The organism is Mesorhizobium sp. M1307 (genome assembly GCF_040318155.1).
GTDB lineage: Bacteria > Pseudomonadota > Alphaproteobacteria > Rhizobiales > Rhizobiaceae > Mesorhizobium.
Genome location: NZ_JAMYLR010000005.1, coordinates 92,501 through 109,953, shown reverse-complemented (window position 1 = coordinate 109,953; position 17,453 = coordinate 92,501). Strand labels below are relative to the sequence as shown.

Annotated in this window: 11 protein-coding genes and 1 rRNA gene (1 of these 12 cut by a window edge); 10 read left to right on the top strand and 2 right to left on the bottom strand. The window is 63.1% G+C overall.

Going from position 1 to position 17,453, the window contains the following annotated elements; all coding sequences use genetic code 11:
- Nucleotides 1–133: 133 nt before the first annotated feature.
- The 8 genes from NKH16_RS08915 to NKH16_RS08880 all read left to right on the top strand — a co-directional run bounded on the left by NKH16_RS08915 (nt 134) and on the right by NKH16_RS08880 (nt 12,118).
- Nucleotides 134–1,387, top strand: coding sequence for an aspartate kinase (locus tag NKH16_RS08915; RefSeq protein WP_352471486.1), 1,254 nt, complete (start codon nt 134–136; stop codon nt 1,385–1,387).
- 181 nt (nt 1,388–1,568) lie between these two features.
- Nucleotides 1,569–3,839: a phosphoenolpyruvate--protein phosphotransferase gene (ptsP, locus tag NKH16_RS08910; protein WP_352453081.1), complete on the top strand. Its 2,271-nt coding sequence runs from the start codon at nt 1,569–1,571 to the stop codon at nt 3,837–3,839.
- An 8-nt stretch (nt 3,840–3,847) separates the two neighbouring features.
- Nucleotides 3,848–4,927, top strand: a complete 1,080-nt coding sequence (prfA, locus tag NKH16_RS08905; protein WP_352453082.1) for a peptide chain release factor 1 — start codon at nt 3,848–3,850, stop codon at nt 4,925–4,927.
- Complete coding sequence (gene prmC, locus NKH16_RS08900) at nt 4,920–5,798, top strand: peptide chain release factor N(5)-glutamine methyltransferase (protein WP_352503220.1); 879 nt, start codon at nt 4,920–4,922, stop codon at nt 5,796–5,798. Before prfA ends, prmC begins: the two co-directional genes overlap by 8 nt.
- Before the next feature lie 304 nt (nt 5,799–6,102).
- The gene (locus NKH16_RS08895) at nt 6,103–7,044 is read left to right on the top strand and encodes a DUF4167 domain-containing protein (RefSeq protein WP_352453084.1); all 942 of its coding nucleotides are present in this window, start codon (nt 6,103–6,105) and stop codon (nt 7,042–7,044) included.
- Nucleotides 7,045–7,278: 234 nt separating this feature from the next.
- Nucleotides 7,279–9,885, top strand: a complete 2,607-nt coding sequence (gene clpB / locus NKH16_RS08890; protein ID WP_352453085.1) for an ATP-dependent chaperone ClpB — start codon at nt 7,279–7,281, stop codon at nt 9,883–9,885.
- A gap of 147 nt (nt 9,886–10,032) precedes the next feature.
- The gene (locus NKH16_RS08885; protein ID WP_352456638.1) at nt 10,033–10,398 is read left to right on the top strand and encodes an MmcQ/YjbR family DNA-binding protein; all 366 of its coding nucleotides are present in this window, start codon (nt 10,033–10,035) and stop codon (nt 10,396–10,398) included.
- A gap of 238 nt (nt 10,399–10,636) precedes the next feature.
- Entirely contained in the window at nt 10,637–12,118 is a 1,482-nt protein-coding gene (locus NKH16_RS08880) for a L,D-transpeptidase family protein (RefSeq protein WP_352743874.1), read from the top strand.
- 381 nt (nt 12,119–12,499) lie between these two features.
- Here the strand turns inward: NKH16_RS08880 and NKH16_RS08875 are convergent, their stop codons facing one another.
- Nucleotides 12,500–12,916 (bottom strand): TMEM175 family protein, encoded by a 417-nt coding sequence (locus NKH16_RS08875; protein ID WP_352743876.1) that lies wholly within the window; start codon nt 12,914–12,916, stop codon nt 12,500–12,502.
- A gap of 167 nt (nt 12,917–13,083) precedes the next feature.
- On the opposite strand from NKH16_RS08875, the gene NKH16_RS08870 reads away from it, so the two are divergent.
- A complete protein-coding gene (locus NKH16_RS08870) occupies nt 13,084–14,649 on the top strand; it encodes an MFS transporter (protein WP_352899080.1) in 1,566 nt (521 codons plus the stop codon).
- Between the two features lie 17 nt (nt 14,650–14,666).
- Here the strand turns inward: NKH16_RS08870 and NKH16_RS08865 are convergent, their stop codons facing one another.
- Nucleotides 14,667–16,625 carry a M23 family metallopeptidase gene (locus NKH16_RS08865; protein ID WP_352746339.1) on the bottom strand — a complete coding sequence of 653 codons (1,959 nt, stop codon included), beginning with the start codon at nt 16,623–16,625 and terminating at the stop codon, nt 14,667–14,669.
- Between the two features lie 771 nt (nt 16,626–17,396).
- On the opposite strand from NKH16_RS08865, the gene NKH16_RS08860 reads away from it, so the two are divergent.
- A 16S ribosomal RNA gene (locus NKH16_RS08860) occupies nt 17,397–17,453 on the top strand; it runs 1,428 nt beyond the window's last position.

Here is a 17,453-nt window from a genome sequence, read left to right as displayed (position 1 = left end):
GAATCCTCACCGCCTTGCGAAACCGCTATCATTTGGCTAAGGAGGCCGCGCATTGAGCGCCCGGCCACAGCTTGGCGCATTTTTCCGCTTTTCGGCCTCCGGTCCGGCATCCAGTCAAAGGCATTTCGCTTCTATGGCGCGCATCGTGATGAAATTCGGCGGAACCTCCGTCGCCGACATCGCCCGCATCCGCAATGTGGCGCGTCATGTCAAACGCGAGGTCGACGCCGGCCATGAGGTCGCCGTCGTGGTCTCGGCGATGTCCGGCAAGACCAACGAGCTCGTGCAATGGACGCGCGAGGCCTCGCCGATGCACGATGCGCGTGAATATGACGCCGTAGTCGCGTCCGGCGAGCAGGTCACTGCCGGCTTGCTGGCGATCGCGCTGCAGAATATCGGCGTGCATGCCCGCTCCTGGCAAGGCTGGCAGATCCCGATCAAGACCGACAACGCGCATGGCGCGGCGCGCATTCTCGATATCGACGGCGGATTCCTGATCAAGCGCTTCGGCGAAGGCCAGGTGGCGGTGGTCGCCGGTTTCCAAGGCATCGGGCCGGACAACCGGATCGCAACGCTCGGCCGCGGCGGTTCCGATACCAGCGCTGTCGCCATCGCGGCAGCGGTCAAGGCCGACCGCTGCGATATCTACACCGATGTCGACGGGGTCTACACGACCGATCCGCGCATCGAGCCGAAGGCGCGGCGGCTGGCCAAGATTTCGTTCGAGGAAATGCTCGAAATGGCCTCGCTCGGCGCCAAGGTCCTGCAGGTGCGCTCGGTCGAGCTTGCCATGGTGCACAGGGTGCGTACTTTCGTGCGGTCGTCCTTCGACGATCCCGACGCACCAGGAATGGGGGATTTGCTTAATCCGCCGGGAACGCTTATTTGCGACGAGGAAGAGATCGTGGAACAGCAGGTCGTCACCGGAATTGCCTACGCCAAGGACGAGGCGCAGATTTCGTTGCGCCGCGTCGGCGATCGGCCGGGCGTCGCCGCCGGCATTTTCGGGCCGCTGGCCGAGGCCAACATCAATGTCGACATGATCGTCCAGAATATCTCCGAGGACGGCAAGTTCACTGACATGACCTTCACCGTGCCATCCGGCGACGTCGACAAGGCGCTCGCCGTGCTCGAGCGGCTGAAGGCGACGATCGGCTACGACGTGGTGCAGTCGGAAGCCGGCATGTCGAAGGTCTCGGTCATTGGCATCGGCATGCGCAGCCATGCCGGCGTCGCCGCCACCGCCTTCAAGGCGCTGGCCGACCGCGCGATCAACATCCGCGCCATCACGACGTCCGAAATCAAGATTTCGATCCTGATCGACGGTCCCTATACGGAACTAGCAGTTCGCACTTTGCATTCCGTGTACGGTCTGGATAAGCAGTAGCGGACTGCATCGGCCCGAAAATCGGAATCGATTTTCGAAAGGCAGGATGCAGCGGATCGAAAATCTTGGAGCGGTCTTTATGCGTCCAATTGGACGATGGCGCTCTAATTGAGTTGTTGCGTTTGTGCCGCTGTGCAGGGCAACCTGCACCGGTTGAAACGCTATTGGAGAAGAAGCCGCGATGCGTGATTCGGCCAGTGGCCCGCGCGTTTTGCTGAAACGGCTCCGCGAGCTCATGCAAGAGCCGCTGGAGCCGCAGGAGCGGCTTGACCGAATCGTGCGCGACATCGCCTCCAACATGGTTGCCGAGGTCTGCTCGCTCTATGTGCTGCGCGCCGATTCGGTGCTCGAACTCTACGCCACCGAAGGCCTGAACCCGAACGCCGTCCACCTGGCGCAGCTCAGGCTGGGCCAAGGCCTGGTCGGCACGATCGCGGCCTCGGCGCGGCCGCTCAACCTCTCCAATGCACAGGAGCATCCTGCCTTCGCCTACCTGCCGGAGACAGGGGAAGAAATCTATAATTCCTTCCTCGGCGTGCCGGTGCTGCGGGCAGGGCGGACACTCGGCGTCCTGGTCGTGCAGAACAAGACCATGCGCCATTATCGCGACGACGAGGTCGAGGCGCTGGAAACAACGGCGATGGTGATCGCCGAGATGATCGCCACCGGTGATCTGGAGCGGCTGACAAGGCCCGGCCTCGAGCTCGATCTGCGCCGCCCGGTAAGCTTTACCGGCCTATCCTTCAACGAAGGCGTCGGTCTCGGCCATGTGGTGCTGCACGAGCCGCGCATCGTCGTCACCAATCTTTTCAACGAGGACAGCGAGGAAGAGGTCAGGCGGCTCGACGCGTCGCTCGGCTCGCTCAGGCTCTCCATCGACGACATGCTGGAGCGCCGCGACGTCGCCTTCGAGGGCGAGCATCGCCAGGTGCTCGAAGCCTATCGCATGTTCGCCAACGACCGCGGCTGGGTGCGCCGGCTCGAGGAGGCGATCCGCAACGGCCTGACCGCCGAAGCGGCGGTCGAAAAGGTGCAGAGCGACATGCGTGCCCGCATGCTGCACATGACCGATCCATATCTGCGCGAACGGATGAGCGATTTCGACGATCTCGCCAATCGGCTGCTGCGGCAGCTGATGGGGCGCGGACCGGAGGACGTCGCGGCCTCGCTGCCCAAGGACGCCATCATCGTCGCCCGCTCGATGGGTGCTGCGGAGCTGCTCGATTATCCCAGAGACAAGCTGCGCGGGCTGGTACTGGAGGACGGCGCCGCGACCAGCCATGTCGTCATCGTGGCGCGGGCCATGGGCATACCGGTCGCCGGCCAGATGAAGGGCGCCGTTTCCATGGCGGAAAACGGCGATGCCATCATCGTCGACGGCGAGGAAGGCGCGATCCATCTGCGCCCGCAGCCCGACCTCGAGGCGGCCTATGCCGAGAAAGTGCGTTTCCGGGCGCGCCGGCAGGAGGTCTACCGCGAGCTGCGCAAGAAGCCGTCGGTGACCAAGGACGGTGTCCAGGTCGACCTTCTGATGAATGCCGGGCTGGCGGTCGACCTGCCGCAACTGGCCGAAGCGGGCGCGGCCGGCATCGGCCTGTTCCGCACCGAGCTGCAATTCATGGTCGCCTCGACCTTTCCGCGCGCGGAAGCCCAGGAGCGCTTGTACCGTGACGTGCTCGAGGCGGCGCGCGACAAGCCGGTGACGTTCCGCACCATCGATATTGGCGGCGACAAGGTGCTGCCCTATTTCAAGGGCTCGATCCAGGAGGAAAATCCGGCTCTCGGCTGGCGGGCCATCCGCCTGACGCTCGACCGGCCAGGATTGCTGCGCACCCAGATCCGCGCGCTGCTCAAGGCGTGCGGCGGACGCGAACTGAAACTGATGCTGCCAATGGTGACGGAACTCGGCGAGATCGCGCAGGCGCGCGAGATCATCGACCGCGAGGTCCGGCATTTGTCGCGCTTTGCCCATCATTTGCCGACCAGCCTCAAGGTGGGGGCGATGCTGGAGGTGCCGTCGCTGCTGTTCCAGCTCGACGAGTTGATGAAGGCGGTCGATTTCGTCTCGGTCGGCTCGAACGACCTGTTCCAGTTCGTCATGGCGGTGGACCGCGGCAACACCCAATTGTCCGACCGCTTCGACCCGCTGTCGACGCCGTTCCTGCGTGTTTTGAAGCAAATTGCCGATGCCGGGGCTCGCAACCAGACGCCGGTGACCTTGTGCGGCGAACTTGCCGGCAAGCCGATCTCGGCGATGGCGCTGATCGGCCTTGGCTACCGCTCGATCTCGATGTCGCCGGCATCGATCGGCCCGGTCAAGGCGATGCTGACGGAACTGCCGCTCAGCGAGTTGGAAGCGTTCTTCGACGACAATCTGATGGCGCCGGCGCATGGCCTGCCGATGCGGGCGCTGCTGCAAGCCTTTGCCGACGACCGCTCTATACCGCTATAGACTTCGCCATGATCAACCTGCCCCGCGACCGTATGGATCAAGTCGTCAAGCGTTTCGACATGCTCGAAGCGCAGATGTCGGCCGGGCCAGCGCCGGACGCCTATGTCAGGATGGCCTCCGAATATGCCGACATCCAGGAGATGGTGGCAAAGATCAGGGCGCTGCGCGCCGCCGAGCGCGAACAGGCCGATCTGGAGGCGATGCTCGCCGACAAGGGCACCGACGCCGAGATGCGGGCCTTGGCCGAGGCCGACCTGCCAGGGGTCAAGCATCACATCGAGGCGCTGCAGAAGGACATCCAAATCCTGCTGTTGCCCAAGGATGCCGCCGACGACAAGAACGCCATCCTCGAGATCCGCGCCGGCACCGGCGGCGACGAGGCGGCCCTTTTCGCCGGCGACCTGTTTCGCATGTACGAGCGCTATGCCGCGGCGCATGGCTGGCGTTTCGAGACGGTGTCGGCCAGCGAGGGTGAGGTCGGCGGCTACAAGGAAATCATCGCCACCGTTTCGGGCAAGGGCGTCTTTGCCCATCTGAAGTTCGAATCCGGCGTGCACCGGGTGCAGCGCGTGCCGACGACCGAAGCGGGCGGACGCATTCATACCTCGGCGGCGACGGTCGCGGTGCTGCCGGAAGCCGAAGAGGTCGACATCGACATCAGGGCCGATGACATCCGCATTGACACGATGCGCGCCTCGGGTTCCGGCGGCCAGCACGTCAACACCACCGATTCGGCCGTGCGCATCACCCATCTGCCGACCGGCATTATGGTGGTGCAGGCGGAAAAGTCGCAGCACCAGAACCGGGCGAAGGCCATGCAGATCCTGCGCGCCAGGCTCTACGACCTCGAGCGCAGCAAGGCGGACGAGGAACGTTCCGAATCGCGCAAGTCGCAGGTCGGCTCGGGCGACCGCTCGGAACGCATCCGCACCTATAATTTTCCGCAGGGTCGCGTCACCGATCATCGTATCAACCTGACGCTCTATAAGCTCGACCGGGTGATGATGGGCGAACTCGACGAGATCATCGACGCGCTGATCGCCGATCACCAGTCGAAGCTGCTCGCCGATATCGGCATCGATGGCTGACAGCCTGCCCGCCACGCTGGCGCCGCTGCTGCGGGAGGCGCGAAACCGGCTCACCGCAGCCGGGATCGCGGATCCGGCGCTCGATGCCAGGCTGATCGTCGAGCATTTTTCCGGCACCAGTCGCACGCAGGCCATCGCCGATCCCGGGCGCGCTGTCGATGCGGACGTGACGGCGGTAATCGAAGCCGCCTTGCGGCGGCGCATCGCCGGCGAACCGGTGCACCGCATCCTCGGTTATCGCGAATTCTACGGCTTGCGCCTGTCGCTTTCGCCGCAAACGCTGGAGCCGCGGCCGGATACCGAAACGCTGGTCGAGGCTATACTGCCCTTCGTCAAGGCAATGGCGGCAAGCGAGGGCGACTGCCGCATCCTCGATCTAGGGACCGGTACCGGTGCCATCGCGCTGGCGCTGCTCAGCGCCGTTCCGGCCGCGACCGCCACCGGCGTTGACATTTCGCAGGAGGCGCTGGCCACAGCCATGCGTAATGCCGGGGAATTGGGGCTCGCCGGCCGGTTCACGCCACTCAAATCCGACTGGTTTGAAAAAGTTTCTGGCCGGTACCATGTAATTGTCGCAAACCCTCCCTATATACCCTCAGACGACATTGGAAATCTGCAGGACGAGGTCCGCGGTTTCGATCCACGCCAGGCCCTCGATGGCGGCGTGGACGGTCTGAGCCCCTACAGGAAGATCGCCGCGGGAGCGGCAGCGTATTTGGAACTCCAAGGCAGGATTGCGGTCGAGATCGGCCATACGCAGCACCAACAGGTTACGGAGATATTCTCCGCGGCCGGGTACCGTTCGGTCGGGGTGTTTCGTGATCTCGGCGGAAACGACAGAGTTCTTGTGTTCGAACGGTGGAAGCCGTGATGCAGTGCGAAAAAAGCGCTTGGCAATACCGGGGAATGCGGCTAGGGTCGCGTTAACCGGATGAGACGAAGCAGGCAGTGCTCTTAGCGATTCGGTTTTCCTTGGAAATAGCTGCCTTCTTGCGCAAACGACGCCCAAGCTTCGTGCGGGAATCGTCCGGCAAGTGAAGTAACCGGAACAGGATGGCACGTGGCGCCAACGCAATTGATGCGGGCGAACGCCGGTGAAGGAACGAAACGGCTGGCCGCATGAGCGCCTCCGTTCGTGAAGAGTTTTTCGAAAATTTCAAAGTGAAGAGAGTCTAATGAGGCCACAACAGCAAAACAGGCGCATGCGCGGTCGCAACAACAGTGGCGGCGGCGGCAACAACAATAACAACAACAATCGTAAGGGGCCAAATCCCCTGACGCGTAACTATGAGAGCAACGGCCCGGACGTGAAGATCCGCGGATCGGCTCAGCAGATTGCCGAGAAGTACGCAACCCTTGCCCGTGACGCGCAAAGCTCCGGCGACCGGGTGATGGCGGAAAACTATCTCCAGCATGCAGAGCACTATAACCGCATCATCGCAGCCGCTCAGGCGCAGATGCCGATCCAGAACGCCCAGCAGAATCGCGACGATTTCGACGATGACGGCGACGAGGATCGCGACGAGTTCGACAATGCCGGCAACAACAATGCCAACGAGGCATCGGCTTCGGCCAATCACGGGGCCGGCCCGCAGCCGGTCATCGATGGCACGCCGGCCGAGCTGGCGCTGAACCAGGAAAACAGCCGCGACAATCGGGGCGGCCGCGACAACCGTGACGGCCGCGACAACAATGGCGGACGCCACCGCGACCGTCGCCCCAATGGCGGTTACGGCCAGAACGGCCAGCGCGGCGAGTATGGCGCGCGCGGCGAGCAGCAGGGTGGCCAACGCGTCGAACAGCCACGGCGCGACGAGACGCCGGCGCAGGCGGAGCCCGTGCCGGCCGCTGAGCCGGTCTTTGTGAGCGAGCCCGCACCGCAATTCGAAAACCTTTCGCCAGCGGGTCTCGCCGCCCAGGCCGAGCTCAACGAAGCCGCGGCCGAAAACAGCCCGGCACGCCGCCCCAGGCGTCCGCGCCGTCCGCGGCTCGATGTCGAACAGGCAAATGGCGGCAACGACAATGCCGTCCCTGACAGTGCCGAGACTGGCAAGGTCGATGCAGCGCCGGCTGAAGACGCAGGCGGTCAACCTATTATTGCCGACGTCGAGAATTGATCGAAGAAACGTTCAGGCGATCTTAGCGCATCGTTTACCCTAGGCGGCGGAGAGAAATCTCCGCCGTTTTTGTTTGCGCGCTCGGAATATTATGCGTTCGCCAGTGTCGAGTCTTGAGGGGCCATGGTTTGCGTCCCATATCTTGCGTGAACAGGATCCGGCTCGAACGGGCGGGTCCGTCACCGCAATCTGATCCGGTGCCGCGAAGCGGGCCGGTGACGGAAGGAGACAGGCATGAATCTTGAAAAATATTCCGAGCGCGTGCGCGGCTTTATCCAGTCCGCGCAAACCATGGCGCTTTCCCGCAGCCACCAGCAATTCACCCCCGAGCATATTCTCAAGGTCCTTGTCGATGACGACGAGGGCCTGGCTGCGTCGCTGATCGAGCGCGCCGGCGGCAATGTCCGTGACGTCAAGCTCGGCGTCGAAACGGCACTGGAAGCAATGCCCAAGGTCGAGGGCGGCAATGGCCAGCTCTATTTGGCGCAGCCGCTGGCAAAGGTGTTCTCGACCGCCGAGGAACTGGCCAAGAAGGCCGGTGACAGCTTCGTCACCGTCGAACGGCTTTTGCAGGCGCTGGCCATGGAAAAATCGGCCAAGACCGCCGACATCCTGTCCAAGGCCGGTGTCACGCCGCAGGCGCTGAACCAGGTCATCAACGACGTACGCAAAGGTCGCACCGCCGATTCGGCGAGCGCCGAGCAGGGCTACGACGCGCTGAAGAAATACGCGCGCGACCTGACGGCGGACGCCCGCGCGGGCAAGCTCGATCCGGTCATCGGCCGCGACGACGAAATCCGCCGCACCATCCAGGTGCTGTCGCGCCGCACCAAGAACAACCCAGTGCTGATCGGCGAACCCGGCGTCGGCAAGACGGCGATCGCCGAAGGGCTGGCGCTGCGCATCGTCAATGGCGATGTGCCGGAATCGCTCAAGGACAAGCAACTGATGGCGCTCGACATGGGGTCGCTGATCGCCGGCGCCAAGTACCGCGGCGAGTTCGAGGAGCGGCTGAAGGCGGTGCTTTCCGAAGTCACGTCTGCCGCCGGCGGCATCATTCTGTTCATCGACGAGATGCACACGCTTGTCGGTGCCGGCAAGGCGGATGGCGCCATGGACGCGTCGAACCTGCTGAAGCCGGCGCTCGCCCGCGGCGAACTGCATTGTGTCGGCGCAACCACGCTCGACGAATACCGCAAGCATGTCGAGAAGGATGCGGCCCTTGCCCGCCGCTTCCAGCCGGTCTTCGTCAATGAGCCGACGGTCGAAGACACTGTCTCGATCCTGCGCGGCCTGAAAGAGAAATACGAGCAGCACCACAAGGTGCGCATCTCGGATTCGGCACTGGTCGCGGCCGCTACACTGTCAAACCGCTACATCGCCGACCGCTTCTTGCCGGACAAGGCGATCGATCTCGTCGACGAGGCCGCCTCGCGGCTCCGCATGCAGGTCGATTCGAAGCCCGAGGCGCTGGACGAGATCGATCGCCGCATCATGCAGCTCAAGATCGAGCGCGAGGCGCTCAAGGTCGAGAAGGACGATGCCTCGAAGGACCGGCTCGCCCGGCTTGAGAAGGAACTCTCGAACCTGGAGGAGGAATCGACCGAGCTGACCTCGAAATGGCAGGCCGAGAAGCAGAAGCTCGGGCTTGCCGCCGACCTCAAGAAGCAGCTCGACGAGGCGCGCAACGAACTTGCCATTGCCCAGCGCAAGGGCGAATTCCAGCGCGCCGGCGAACTTGCTTACGGCAAGATCCCGGAACTCGAAAAACAGCTGAAGCAGGCTGAAGCCAGGGACGGCAAGGCCGGCATGGTCGAGGAAGTGGTCGGTCCCGATCACGTCGCCCATATCGTGTCGCGCTGGACGGGGATCCCGGTCGACAAGATGCTGGAAGGCGAGCGCGACAAGCTGTTGCGCATGGAAGACGAGGTCGGCAAGCGCGTCGTCGGCCAGGGCGAGGCGGTGCAGGCGGTGTCAAAAGCGGTGCGCCGTGCGCGCGCCGGCCTGCAGGACCCGAACCGGCCGCTCGGCTCGTTCATGTTCCTCGGGCCGACGGGCGTCGGCAAGACCGAACTGACGAAGGCGCTGGCCAGCTTCCTCTTCGACGACGAGAGCGCGATGGTGCGCATCGACATGTCGGAGTTCATGGAGAAGCATTCGGTCGCCCGGCTGATCGGCGCGCCTCCCGGCTATGTCGGCTACGAGGAAGGCGGCGCGCTGACCGAAGCGATACGGCGCCGGCCCTATCAGGTCGTGCTGTTCGACGAGATCGAGAAGGCGCATCCTGATGTCTTCAACGTGCTGCTGCAGGTGCTAGACGACGGCCGGCTGACCGATGGGCAGGGCCGCACGGTCGATTTCCGCAATACGCTGATCATCATGACGTCGAACCTCGGCGGCGAATATCTGGTCAATCTCGGCGAGGACCAGGATGTCGACGTCGTGCGCGACGAGGTGATGAATGTCGTCAGGGCTTCGTTCCGGCCGGAATTCCTCAACCGCATCGACGAGGTGATCCTGTTCCACCGGCTGCGCCGCCAGGATATGGGCCAGATCGTCCAAATCCAGCTCAAGCGGCTGGAAAACCTGCTTGTTGACCGCAAGATATCGCTTTCGCTCGATCAGGAGGCGATCGACTGGCTGGCGGCCAAGGGTTACGACCCGGCCTATGGCGCGCGGCCGCTGAAGCGGGTGATGCAGAAGGAATTGCAGGACCCCCTGGCGGAAAAGATCCTGCTCGGCGAGATCCTCGACGGCTCAACCGTCAAGGTCACCGCCGGCTCCGACCGCTTGAACTTCCGCTCGAAGCCCGCGGTCGTGGCAACCGAGGCGGCTGCCTGAGCTCAAGCCAAGAGCTTGTTCCATCCCGATCGAATCGGGATGGAATTCCTATCTTCAATCTCGACCATGATCCTTTCCGAAAAACCGGCATACCCTTTTGTTACGCCGGCCTTCGGTTCATGGTCCAACATCACTGGCGGGGCGCAGATGACGCTGGACGACTATAACAGCTTCTGCGCCTCGCTGCCTTCGGCGACCCATGTCGTGCAGTGGGGCGGCGCCCATGTCTGGAAGGTCGGCGGCAAGGTCTTCGCGATCGGCGGCTGGAGTGAGGGCAAGGAGCCGTTCGTTACCTTCAAATGCTCCGACATCGCCTATGACGTGCTGAGGGAGCAGCCGGGCCTTCGGCCCGCGCCCTATCTTGCCTCACGCGGCATGAAATGGATCCAGCGCCAGACCGGCGAAAGCATGGATGATGGCGCACTGAAGGATTACCTGCGCGAAAGCCACCGTCTTGTCGTGCTGAAGCTGACGAAGCAGGCGCGCAAGGAATTGGGACTCGCTGCCGGTTAATCGGTCAGAAATCCGCCATCTTCATGCCCGGTTCATATTGGAACCTTATCGTTGGCAACTGATTTGCTGGCGAAGGGGTTCGCCTACCACATCGGCCCGAAATCGAGTTTTGATTTTCGCAAAGCACGATGCGGAGATTTAAAGCGTTAGAGCGTCCTTTGCGCGTCGAAAAAGACGCGCGGCGCTTTGAAGAGACAATGCCGGCGGCGGCAATTACGGACCGGAGAATTTGGCCATCATGTTGCGCACCATCTTCACCCTTTCAGCGCTTGCTGCCGGGCTGCTGGCGTCGAATGCGATGGCCTCGCCAATAGTGGATACCGCGCCACGGGTGGTTCGTGCCGCCAATGGCGGCGGCATTCTTGTCGCCCAGAACGGCAATCTCGATATCTACTACGATGCCAGGGGAAACCGCGTCATCGTCGATGCGGAGACCGGCAAGGTCATCGCCATCCAGCCGCCGCAGACCAGGCTCGACCGCCGCGCCTTGCGCCGCGAGCGCTTGCGCAACCTCGGACCGGTCGAGGACGACCCCTATCATCTCGACGACCCTGAGGACACGGCGCGGTTCCGCCGCAGGCAGATGGAAGACGAGGGCAGGGTCATCATACCGCCGGCTGACGAGTACGACCCCTATGGCGACAATTCGGTGGAAGCCTTCCCAGAAGCGCCACGGGATGACGGCTACGGCAACGGTTATCCGGAGGCAGCGCAGCCGGTAAAGCCGCGCACCATCGAGCGCCAGCCGCTCAACGAGGCCTCGATCGAGCCGGTCGAGCCGACGGTGCCGAACGAGCAGGCGGCCTTACCGCCAGACACAGCCCCGCCGCCAAGCACTGGCGGCAAGACGGCGGTCGACCCGTCGCTTGCGCTCGGCGCCCGCGAGGACGTGGCGGCACTGCAGGTGCTGCTCGACCGTGCCGGTGCATCGCCCGGCGTCATCGACGGACGCTTCGGCTCGAATGTCGACAAGGCGCTCGCCGCCTATAATGAGATCACCGGCAGCAATCTGAAATCGACCGACGCAATCGGCATCCAGGCGGCCCTGGCGCAATCCGGCGGCGATGCCTTCGCCTCCTATACGATCACGCCCGAGGATGCGGCCGGTCCCTATGTCGCCTCGATACCGGAGGACTACAGCCAAAAGGCCCAGCTCGATCGGATGGGCTACACGTCGGTACCCGAAGCGCTGGCCGAGCGCTTCCATATGGATGAAACCTATCTGAACAAGCTCAATCCGGACGCCAATTTCAACCGTCCGGGCACCATCATCAAGGTCGCCAATTTCGGCAGGCTGGTGGCGACGCCGGTGGCGCGCATCATCGCCGACAAGTCCAATAAGCAGGTCCGCGCCTATGATGCGGCGGGCAAGCTGGTCGCAGCCTATCCGGCGACTATCGGCTCGTCCGACACGCCGTCGCCGTCAGGCACGCATGCGGTGTCGCGTGTCGCATTGGACCCGAACTACACCTACAACCCGAACATCAATTTCAAGCAGGGCGAAAACGACAGGATCCTGACCATCCCGCCGGGGCCGAACGGCCCGGTCGGCTCGGTCTGGATTGCGCTGGACAAGCCGACCTACGGCATTCACGGCACGCCGGATCCGTCCAAGATCGGCAAGACCGAAAGCCATGGCTGCGTGCGGCTGACCAATTGGGACGCGCGCGAGCTTGCCAAGATCGTGACGCCCGGCGTTACGGTGGAGTTCGTCGAGTAGGGCATGTTGATATTCAGGTGATGCCGGCCTGCAAACGGCGGCTTCCTCCGCTTCCGGTGCTCACGTACCCAAAAGTACGCTCCGCTCCGGTTCTCGGAAGCCACCATTTTCGGCTCGGCCTGACCTGAATCTCAACACACCTAAAGCGGACAGGCGTCGCTCCATTCACCCGATGACCTTGCGCAGCAGTGGCGCGCGCAGCGCTGCGGCATAGATCAGCTGCACCACCAGGATGAAGCCGACGCTGAGCAACGGGCTGATCAGGCAGAGTGCAGCGCCGACGGCCCACAGGATCTGTGCCTTGACGATGCGCAGATAGACCGTTCGGGTGGTTTCCGCGTCGACACCTTCGGCCAGAAATCCGTTTTTGTCCGCGTAGCGTCAACTGGCGAGCAGCGTCAGTCCGAGCATCAAAAGATTGAACCAGTAGACGCGCACCGCAGTCCTGAATTCGAGGAAGTCGGCGAGAAGGTCGGTCGAGAACGGCAGCAAGGCGATGAAGCCGAGGAAGCAGAGGTTCAGCGTGGCAAGCCGCCGGTCGGATTTTGCAATCAGCCCGTGTTGCGCCTGCTGGCCGAACCAGAAGATGGTCAGCGTCAGGAAGCTGAGCGCATAGGTCAGGAAGCGCGGCGCCAGTGCTGTGATCGCTGTGATCAACTCGCGTTCGGAATGCACCGTTTCATGCGCCGGCACCCTGATCTCGAGAACGATCAGGGTGAGCGCGATGGCGAACACGCCGTCGGTGATGCCGACGACGCGCCCGCGTCCTTCCGCCGAGGGTTCGAGCGGCCGTTTCACGCGGTATTCCCCCTTGTCTGTAGCGCTGCGAGAAGCTTAGCACGGCACTTGCCGTTTGCACCCTGAGCGGCGTGATCCTGCCTGTGTGGCCAGGTTCGGCCTGGTTTCAACGAGAACAGCCTGCTGGCCGGTTGTCGGCGGCGCGCCGGCGATCTAGGTAAGGCGGCATGCACACGCCAACCAAAGTCGGTACCGGCGCCGTTCTCCTGACCGGCTCACTTCCCGCCGATACGTTCTGTCCGCAGGCGCAGCGGCGGTTCGTGCTGATCGCCGCGATCCTGGCTTCTGCGCTCGGCTTCATCGACGGGTCGGTCCTGGCCATTGCGACGCCGGCGATCCGCGTCGACCTCGGCGCCAGCCTCGCCGAGGCACAATGGATTTCCAATGCCTACGCATTGACACTCTCAGCCCTCATTCTCGTCGGCGGCGCCGCCGGCGATCGCTTCGGCCTGCGCCACTCCTTCGTCGCCGGCATCGTCCTGTTCATTGCCGCCTCGCTTGCCTGCGCGCTGGCGCCTAACCCGGCGGTGCTTATTGCGTTTCGGGCTATCCAGGGTGTCGGAGCGGCCATCATGGTGCCGGGCAGCCTGGCCATTATCGCCAAAGCCTATCCGAAAAAGGAACGCGGCCGGGCGATCGGCATCTGGGCCGCAGCATCAGCACTGACGACGGCGCTCGGCCCGGTGCTGGGCGGCTTCGTGCTGTCGGCGTTCGGCGACGGCATCTGGCGGGCGATCTTCGGCATCAATCTGCCGCTCGGCCTTATCTCGGTCTATCTTCTGCTGGCCAAGGTCCCTGCCGACGCGCCGGCGGAAAAGCGCAGCCTCGATCTCGGCGGCGCTGCACTCGCCATATTGGCGTTCGGAGCTCTCGCTTACGGTCTGACCTCGATGAGCGGCGACGGGGAGGGGCTGATGTCCGGCCCGAGTATTGCCGCCGGTGCGGTTTTGCTCGTCGTGTTCATCGTCTTCGAGCGCCGGCGGCGCGAGCCGATGATCGATCTGTCGTTGTTTCGGATCGGCGCGTTCGCGGGCGCCAATGTGGCGACCTTCTTCCTTTATTTCGCGCTGTCGGCCAATCTGTTCTATCTGCCGATGCTCATGATCGCCGGATGGGGGCTGAGCGCCGCCGAGGTCGGTTTCATCTTCCTGCCGCTGTCGGCATTGATCGCAGTGTTGTCCGGACCGGTCGGCCAGTGGTCCGACCGCATCGGGCCTCGCTTTCCGATCGCCAGCGGCGGTCTGGTTGTGGCTCTTGCCTTTGCCGGACTTGCCTTGCTGGCCTATCGGGGCATCCACAATTTCTGGATCGGGGTATTCCCGCTGATGGCTCTGATGGGGTTCGGCATGGCGCTGGTGGTATCGCCGCTGTCGACCGCCGTCATGACGGCGGTCGAGGACAAGGATACGGGTGCGGCCTCGGGCATCAACAACGCCGTCTCGCGCATCGGCGGCCTGATTGCCGTGGCGGCGATGGGATCGCTGGCGGCCTGGGTCTATGCTGGCGTGCTCGGCACCGCTGCCGGCTCCGGCATTCCGGGTTTCGGCGAACCGCCGCCAGCCGGCCTGGCGCCCGGCCTCGATGCGGCACGACTTGCCGCCAGCGACGCGGCATTCGCCGCCGTTGCCGCGGTGACCGCGCTGCTTTGCCTGTTTTCGGCAATCACCGCGTGGACGACGGTTTCCGGCGAGCGGCTGCCATGGGCGCGCGACACGGCGAATCAGCAGGGCTGACGACGAAAAACGTCGGCTCAGCCTTCGAGCTTGGCGCTCGCGACCTTCAACTGATTGCTGTCTTCCTGCTTGAGCAGGTCGTCGATGCGTTCGCGCTCGCGCTTGAAGGCGACGAGGTCGTCGCCCTTCAGCGTCTTGCCGACCGGTAGGCGGACGCGCATCGAATCGACCTTTGTGCCGTTGACGATTAGTTCGTAATGAAGATGCGGACCGGTGGAGAGGCCGGTTGAGCCGAGATAGCCGATAACCTGACCCTGGCGAACGCGAACACCCGGCTCGATGCCTTTGGCAAAGGCGCTCTGGTGATTGTAGGACGTCTCGTAGCCATTGGCGTGACGCAAGATGATCTGCTTGCCATAGCCACCGGCCCAGCCGGCTTTTTCGACGACGCCGTTGCCCGCGGCAATGATCGGCGATCCCACGGGAGCTGCCCAGTCGGTGCCGGTGTGCATTTTCACATACCCCAAAATGGGGTGACGCCTGGCACCGAACCCGGACGTAAACCGGCCATTGGGCAAGGGATTGCGCAGCAGAAACTGCTCGGCGCTGCTGCCGTTTTCGTCGAAATAGTCGGTGCTGCCGTCCTGCATCTGGAAACGATAGAAATTTCGTGTCGTGCCGCCGAAAGTCGCGGAGACGTAAAGCAGCTCGGATTCGTCAGACGCCTGGTCGTCGCCATCGGGCTGCGAGAACAGCACCTCGATGCGGTCCGTAGGATTGAGGCGCGACTGAAAGTCGACACTGGATGCCAGCAACTTGATCAGCCGTTGCGTCATCGCCTTGGACATGCCGTAGGAATAGGCGGTGCGGTAGATGCCGTCATAGATGTTCGGCAGATTGCCGCGCACCACGGGCGCAGGCGAATCGTCGAACGCCGTCAGCAATTCGGGATTTGGCTCCGGCTCCTGCGCCGGCACGTACTGGTCGTGGTCGTCGAGCGCGATGGTGACGATGTGCTGGGTCCTGTCGTACACGCTGGTGCGAACGATCTTGGCGGCGTCGCCATGGACCTCGAGCCCAACGCGCAGCACGGTTCCTGCCTTGAGGGCCGTGGCATTCAGCAATTTGGCGATCGCCTCGGCCATTCCGGTGGCATCCTCGCCGGTATAGCCCGAATCAGCGAAGGCCTCGGCAATGTCGAGATCCTTGGTGAAGGGGATGATTTCCTCGGCGAAAGCCGGCGCATGGTCGTCGATGGCGGCACGCGGCGACACCGAGACGTTTTCCGGGACGATCTTGACGTCATAGGAGCCAGCCATGCTTTCGGCGAAGCCATCACCGAATCGCTGTGGGTCGACATAATGCAGCGAAGCGACCTGGACAGCGCCGTCGCTCAGATCGGTGCCGGCCTCGCGCACGACCTTTTCCACCTCGTCGGCAGAAAGGTCGCTCTTTTCGTCGAAGGCCGCCGTCTCGATCGGGAAATCGACGGTCTTCAAGCTCATCTCGCTTTCGACCTTGGCGCCATAGATCTGGCTGGCGGCGGCGGCTGCCGGCTGGGCGGCATTGTCGTCGCCATTGCCAAACACCTGCATCGGGTCGAAAGGCGGATAGGCCCGGCTGGTCGTGTGACCGGCGGCAAGCGCCATCTTGATCTGCACGAAAGGCATGGTGTGGATGACATCGCGGTCGCCGACCTTGGTCACCATCGACACTTCCATGCGCCGGCGATCCTTGGCCTTGGCGATCTGGCGCAGCGCGACCAGCCTGGTCGTCTTGGCGATCTCACCGGAATCGTCGCCACTGGCAAGGCTGATCAGTTCGGCGATCTCGGGTGGCGTCGCCAACTGCTGGCGGCCGTCAAGCGCTGCAAACAGCGCCACGCCCATCAGCACGCTCGAGGTCACGCCGGTAAGGAAGGTGCCCGACAGCCAGCGCGCCGAAACCTCGCGCCGGTCGGGAGGGCCGCTGCGGCCGTCCGCGATCAGCGGCGGCTCGTTGCCGAGGTCGGCTATGACATCTTCCGTGTCTGGCATCCAGAAAGGCTGCTTCTTCCCCGGGGCGGAACGGCTTGTCGTTCTTGTTGTGGCCATGACATTTGCCTGTCACGGCGGGTGAAGTCAACGAAGCGCCTGGCCCCGGCCGAAATCCCCAATCATACGTCTGTCTCTATGGGTTCTCTTTAGTCTCTTATAGGAAGCGCCTGGGAGGCGCCGTTTGGTCTCTTATAGAAGGCCCTGCGCGGGTGGCGCTTTCGCCTGCTTCGCTGGCCTTGGTGTCAAACTGCAATACGGCGGCAATAGGGCTCCACCGCGACAGCCGGCTTTGTTGTCCCCATGCCGTAGCGGCAGTCGGCTACAGAAAAGCGGCGCCCCAACTTTCGTCGCAAAAAATTCAAAAAAGTTCGAAATCGCTGTTGACACTTTGGACGCCCCCCGACTATATACGCCTCAACAACGAGGGCGGCGCGCCGCTGGCGACGAAGAAGTTCGCTTCTAAATCTGCCCTCCGCGAAATTCAAGAGAGCCGCGTGAGCGACACTCGACAGGCCCCGAAGCCAAAAGCGTAACGGGCCACGACACTGCGTCTGCAGAGTCTGTTCTTTGAAAATTGAATATTGAAGAAAGAGAAACGTGGGCGGCAGAGTCCTGCTGAACCCCTCATCCCGCCAGGGATGGGACGGTTCGAACGAGACTTTGGCGGACACGTTTTGAGAGAATAAAATCTACCAAGATACGCAAGTGTCTAGGTGTGAATGTTCTCGTCAATTCAAAGCGTGACCAGATAAAGCCAAATCAAAGTCTTCTAAACTTGAGAGTTTGATCCTGGCTCAGAACGAACGCTGGCGGCAGGCTTAACACATG